This window comes from Vibrio sp. 704 (genome assembly GCF_033339295.1).
Genome location: NZ_JAWOUH010001001.1, coordinates 1 through 522, shown reverse-complemented (window position 1 = coordinate 522; position 522 = coordinate 1). Strand labels below are relative to the sequence as shown.

Here is a 522-nt window from a genome sequence, read left to right as displayed (position 1 = left end):
GCGCTAGAGAATGACCTTACCAAGCCTTGCCAATTTGTGTGTCTGGTCAGCGGATTACGCGATGCGAGCGTGGCGCAATCGGAGATCCTCATCCAACTGCGATTACAGCGCGACGCATTTTCAGCCCTCAACCAAACTTATGCGTTGTTCCAATTTTTGCAGCTTGAAAGCCATGAGCTGATTGAGCGTGTTGGCCACATACTCGGCCAACAAAGTGAGGACTTACTTGCACACATGGCCGCATTTTGCTCTGCGCAGCGCAATGCTCAATGGATGATAGAGCTGGACCATGTCACTCGCGCCCATGAGCAGTTTTTGCATTTACAGGCAATGAGCTCAGCAGAAGCGGTTGCTCCCCACCTCTACAACTAATGAGTACCAGAGCAATGGAAAGCAGCAGGATTTCAGCACCATCACCATTGCTCTAGGTTTATTTGCTATATCAAACACAAGGATACGTGATGTCTTCTCAAACCATTCTTTCGGTGAACAACTTGTCTGTCAGCTTTACGACAAACGATG

At 48.7% G+C, this 522-nt stretch carries 1 protein-coding gene; it reads left to right on the top strand.

Features of this window, described 5'->3' with window-relative positions; translation table 11 throughout:
• A partial coding sequence (locus tag R7R24_RS30335; protein ID WP_318120666.1) for a hypothetical protein occupies positions 1-372 on the top strand: 372 nt, incomplete at its 5' end.
• Positions 373-522: the final 150 nt, after the last annotated feature.